2 protein-coding genes are annotated in these 1,081 nt (G+C 72.3%); one reads left to right on the top strand and one right to left on the bottom strand.

Annotated features, from left to right (window positions below; all coding sequences use genetic code 11):
• On the bottom strand, window positions 1-463 hold a 463-nt coding region (locus tag ABZ885_RS41885), incomplete at its 3' end, for an amidase family protein (protein ID WP_360200554.1).
• Window positions 464-659: 196 nt separating this feature from the next.
• On the opposite strand from ABZ885_RS41885, the gene ABZ885_RS41880 reads away from it, so the two are divergent.
• A partial coding sequence (locus ABZ885_RS41880) for a LacI family DNA-binding transcriptional regulator (protein WP_360200552.1) occupies window positions 660-1,081 on the top strand: 422 nt, incomplete at its 3' end.

Here is a 1,081-nt window from a genome sequence, read left to right as displayed (position 1 = left end):
GTTGGCTATAGCGAGACGGAGCGGCGCGGCTTTCTTGAGCGTGATCCCAAGACGCTGGCTGACTGGACCAGTGAGTACGATCACCTGCAATGGCCCCGCCCGCGCGCAGCCGCTCGATGGCGAAGGCGTCGCGCTGGGCGACGAGGTGCTCGAACGCCGGCGAGCCGGCCGCGGCCGTCAGGCCCTGCGAGAGGTAGCTGTCCTTCGCGGTGTAGGGGATGCCGTCCAGCGGGCCGAGGGTCTCGCCGCGCGCGCGGCGGGCGTCGGAGGCCTCCGCCTCGGCGCGGGCGTCCGGGTTCATCACGACCATCGCGTTGAGCGCGGTGGCGGTGCCGGGCCGGTCGTACGCGTCGATCCTCGCGAGGTAGGCGTCGAGCAGCGCGACCGCGGTGGTCTCGCCCTTCTCCAGCGCCGCACGCAGGTCGGCGATACAGGTCTCCACAACATCGAATCCGCGCGTCATGCGGATGCCTCCTGGGGTTCGGGGCCGGCGACCCGCCGGTCGGGGTGCTTCCGGTCGCATCGGCCGGGCCGGACGTCGGCAGCCGGTGCTGGAACGTTCCAGCACGTGCACCTTAAACACTGCTGGAACGTTCCAGCAAGGGAGTGGCGGACCGGAGTGGGAGATCGGCGCGGGGCTGCGTCTAGACTTCCGGGCTGTGACCAGCCGCTCCGTGACCCTGATCGACGTGGCCCGGGCGGCCGGGGTGTCCAAGAGCACCGTCTCCAACGCGCTCGGCGGCTCCGGCCGGGTGTCCGAGACCACGCGCGAGCGCATCCAGGACGTGGCCCGGGAACTCGGCTACCGGCCGAACACCGCGGCGCGCAGCCTGCGCCGGTCCAGCACCGGCGCGATCGGCCTGCACCTGCCGCGCACCGCGACCCGCCTGGACTACTACATGAGACTGGCGTTCGGCGCTGTCGAGCGGGCCAGGGAGGACGGCCTGGACCTCGTCCTGCTGGCACCCGGTACGGCGTCCGGTGGAGCGCGAGGCGGAGCGCAGTCCGGTGACGCCGCGGGCCGCGCGGACCTGGAAGCCCATCACCACCGCGGTGTTGAGGACGAAGAGCGCCGGGCCGA

The sequence above is a fragment of the Kitasatospora sp. NPDC047058 genome, from assembly GCF_040643935.1.
GTDB lineage: Bacteria > Actinomycetota > Actinomycetes > Streptomycetales > Streptomycetaceae > Kitasatospora.
Note: the sequence above shows the minus strand (reverse complement) of the source record. Positions and strands in the feature narration are given on the sequence as shown.